This is a genomic window from Clostridia bacterium, assembly GCA_035561135.1.
In the GTDB taxonomy this organism is placed as follows: Bacteria; Acidobacteriota; Terriglobia; order Terriglobales; family Acidobacteriaceae; genus DATMYA01.
The window spans coordinates 1-3,015 of record DATMYA010000094.1 but is presented as its reverse complement, the minus strand read 5'-3'; the positions used below and the strand labels follow the sequence as shown (position 1 = coordinate 3,015).

Below are 3,015 nucleotides of genomic sequence, written 5' to 3'. Positions count from 1 at the left end.
ATGGTCGCGCCCCGTGGAACTCGCCGCCGCCCTCACGGGTGACCGCCACATCGCGCGCTATGCCCGCGACGGCCGGTTGTTAGTGGTGTTCCGCGACACCACGCGCGAGAGCGCCACGAAGGGCGACTGGGTCGCGTGGGTAGGACGCTACGAGGACATCGTGAAAGGCCGCGAAGGCCAGTACCGCATCCGCCTGATGGACAACACCAAGGGCAACGACTGCTGCTACGCGGGCCTGGAGCGGCTGCCCGACGGCGCTTTCGTCACAACCACTTACGGCCACTGGACAGCGGGCGAGGCGCCGTATATTGTAAGTGTGCGGTTCACGTTGAAAGAGCTCGACCAGCGGGCAAGGAAGTAGTCCGGCGGGGGTGTTCCTGTGGCAGACGAAAGCAATCTCGATGTCCTGATTCGAACCGGCTTTGCAGATCCTGTCGCGATTGTTCTGGCGCAGAGTCTCTTGCACGAAGCCGGAATCCCTTTTTTCGCCATGGACCAGAATCCCGCGGCACGCCAGGAGAGCGGGAACTTTATCGGGTGGTGGACCATTCGCGTGCCGCGGGAAAGGGAAGCCGAAGCTCGCGAGGTCCTACGTAGCGTGCAAGAAATGAGATAGGTGGCGCACGGGCCTAAGATGGTGCGGGTGCACTAGCGATCAATCATTCATAGCGTGCTCAAGCGCGTCCTTGGCCTCAGTATATTGCTCAGCCGCTTGCTCCAGTTGACGCTTCGACGAGATCAGCCTCTCCAAGTGCGGCCACACATCGCACTCTGGTAGGTAGTCCAGCAGGTCGTGGACCTGGGACTCATTCCCGCTGACGATCTGGCTCGGATCTCCGGTCAGGATCCTTAGCTTATGTTCGCATAACTCGCCAGTAGTGCCATCCGCACACGAGCAGGCACCGGTTAGGTTGCATTCGTCGATTCGGAAGGTCACCCGGTGCGGGTTCCCGGCTATCCCGCGTGCAGTGAAAGAGAATGTCTCGGCCATAGTTATCCTACGAGAGAATTGATCCAGTGTTCCTCGGAGATTATCGCCAGCCGACCATACCGGCCCGCGTAGTCAATCGCGTTCTGAATTTTGGTGCCGTAGCTGCCATGCAGCCAATCCCGGCTTCCGAAGGTACCTATCACGAGATAATCGGTTTTTCGTGTTATCGATTCCGCACCCACTCCGCCGTGCGCCGTTATCTCTTTCATGAGTTTGCTCCGGCTGCCCCAAGCAAACCGGCCGGTAACGACGAAAACCCGGCCTTCGAACCGGACAGGTGGTGCCGGCCTTGTCAGCGGCAAACTCGCAGCGAGCGTCTCGAATGGCGAGTGGTCCGGAGCACCTACAATTTCGGAGATAATCGCCAGCAGATCCTCGCGTTCTTCATCATCGATGATGCCGTCTTCGAGAACCTGCCCAACACGGTCAAGAACTACATCGATCGGCCAGACGACGGACGCCTCCTGGTTCACCAAAAGCCACTCCGCGAGTTTCTCGACTTCACGCGGGGACACAATGTCATCGGCTACGATCCCGCGAAGCAGGCCTATCATTTCATCCGTCTTCCGGCGAATTCGCAGGGTTAGATTATACCAGTGGCTGAGGGGCTGTCCGTGGTCATCGGCGGCGACCGCGCGTCTGCCCTGGAGCGTCGCACCTAGTTCGGCTCGGAGCAGACATTCGATCTGGCGAATAACATCGTCTCTCGACCACGCACGAGCGAGCAAGGAGGGATACTCGGCCGCGGTTGCGGTCCAAGACCCGTCATCGTGGTGTGACAGAGTAACTGCTACGTGCATGCTCAGTCGGCCAGCATATCATCTTTCCGCCCTGGACGCCGTGCCCGGGTAGGCTGTCCTACACTGCGGATTGCCCCTGCTAAGGCCAGCTAACGACCACCACGCTACCGCTTCACCAACTCGACCCGCCGGTTCTTCGCGCGCCCGTCTTCGGTCCGGTTGTCAGCGAGGGGCTTCGTCTGGCCGTAGCCTGCCGCCGCCAAGCGATCGCCCGCAACACCCCTGCTCGCCAGTGCCGCGGCCACGCTTTTGGCGCGGGCTTCGGAGAGCTTCTGGTTGCTTTCCGGCGTCCCGACATTGTCCGTATGGCCCGCTACTTCCACCTTCAGGGCGGTCGCGGACGCGAGCATCCGGGCTACCTGCTCCAACTGCGACATGGAATCCTGCTGGATGGTGGCGGAATCGGTTTCAAAGTTGATGTAAAGAGCGATGAAGCCGTCCTGGTCCAGCTTTTGGCGGAGTTCGTTCACGGAAATGTCCTGTTTCATCGCCTCGCGCTCGACGACCCACAGCTCGTAGGACGCACCCTCGTCGCCCGACTGCACGAACGCCCAGGTCTCGTTTCCCTGGCCGCGCAGCTTTATCGTCGTTCCGTACAGGATGCAGTTGTTCCCTCTACTAATCGTCTCGTCGACAGTCGCTTTGCACCACCCCGGATACTCGGCCTCAATGGATCCGCCGGCCTTTCGGGCGGCATTCTGGAAGTTGCGCATGGTCTGGAGCGGACTCGGCTTGGTTGCGTCTTCATTCAACTCGTACCGGATGAAGAAGACGGGGCCTTCCAACTCGACGGATTTCGGCGTGTGGTTTTCCGCCTCCTCGGCAGGCGCGGGGCCTACCGGAACGCGCTTCAGGTCGAATTGCGAGTGCTCGCATTCCGAGATGTGGAAGTTCGGCATCCGGTTGAACAGCGGATGGTCTTTGCAGCCTTCAGCGTCCTGCGGCTGGGCGCTAAGAGGCAGGCAGGAGGTTGCAAGCAACACGCCCGCCAGGCAGGCGCGGTAAGGAGAATCCCATGTCATAGTACTTGCATTATCGCCGCTTTCCGGAAGGATTCGGGCATACGCTATCATAGAAAGAGCTTTGCTTTCCATTCAAAACATCTCCATGCGCTTCGGCGCCAGAATTCTGTTCGAAGACGTCACCTGCACCTTTCTTGCGGGCAGGCGCTATGCCATTACGGGCCCCAACGGTGCTGGTAAATCGACCCTGATGAAAATCCTC

6 protein-coding genes are annotated in these 3,015 nt (G+C 59.9%); 3 read left to right on the top strand and 3 right to left on the bottom strand.

Annotated features, from left to right (window positions below):
• A partial coding sequence (locus VN622_18445) for an exo-alpha-sialidase (GenBank protein ID HWR37846.1) occupies positions 1 to 361 on the top strand: 361 nt, incomplete at its 5' end.
• An 18-nt stretch (positions 362 to 379) separates the two neighbouring features.
• Positions 380 to 616: a DUF2007 domain-containing protein gene (locus tag VN622_18440; protein ID HWR37845.1), complete on the top strand. Its 237-nt coding sequence runs from the start codon at positions 380 to 382 to the stop codon at positions 614 to 616.
• 39 nt (positions 617 to 655) lie between these two features.
• Here VN622_18440 and VN622_18435 read toward each other — a convergent pair whose 3' ends face one another.
• The 3 genes from VN622_18435 to VN622_18425 all read right to left on the bottom strand — a co-directional run bounded on the left by VN622_18435 (position 656) and on the right by VN622_18425 (position 2,813).
• Complete coding sequence (locus VN622_18435; GenBank protein ID HWR37844.1) at positions 656 to 991, bottom strand: hypothetical protein; 336 nt, start codon at positions 989 to 991, stop codon at positions 656 to 658.
• A 2-nt stretch (positions 992 to 993) separates the two neighbouring features.
• Positions 994 to 1,545, bottom strand: coding sequence for a BRCT domain-containing protein (locus tag VN622_18430; protein HWR37843.1), 552 nt, complete (start codon positions 1,543 to 1,545; stop codon positions 994 to 996).
• A gap of 350 nt (positions 1,546 to 1,895) precedes the next feature.
• Positions 1,896 to 2,813 carry an OmpA family protein gene (locus VN622_18425; protein ID HWR37842.1) on the bottom strand — a complete coding sequence of 306 codons (918 nt, stop codon included), beginning with the start codon at positions 2,811 to 2,813 and terminating at the stop codon, positions 1,896 to 1,898.
• A 61-nt stretch (positions 2,814 to 2,874) separates the two neighbouring features.
• Between VN622_18425 and VN622_18420 the strand changes: the two genes are divergently transcribed.
• The coding region (locus VN622_18420) for an ATP-binding cassette domain-containing protein (GenBank protein ID HWR37841.1) at positions 2,875 to 3,015 on the top strand (141 nt) is incomplete at its 3' end.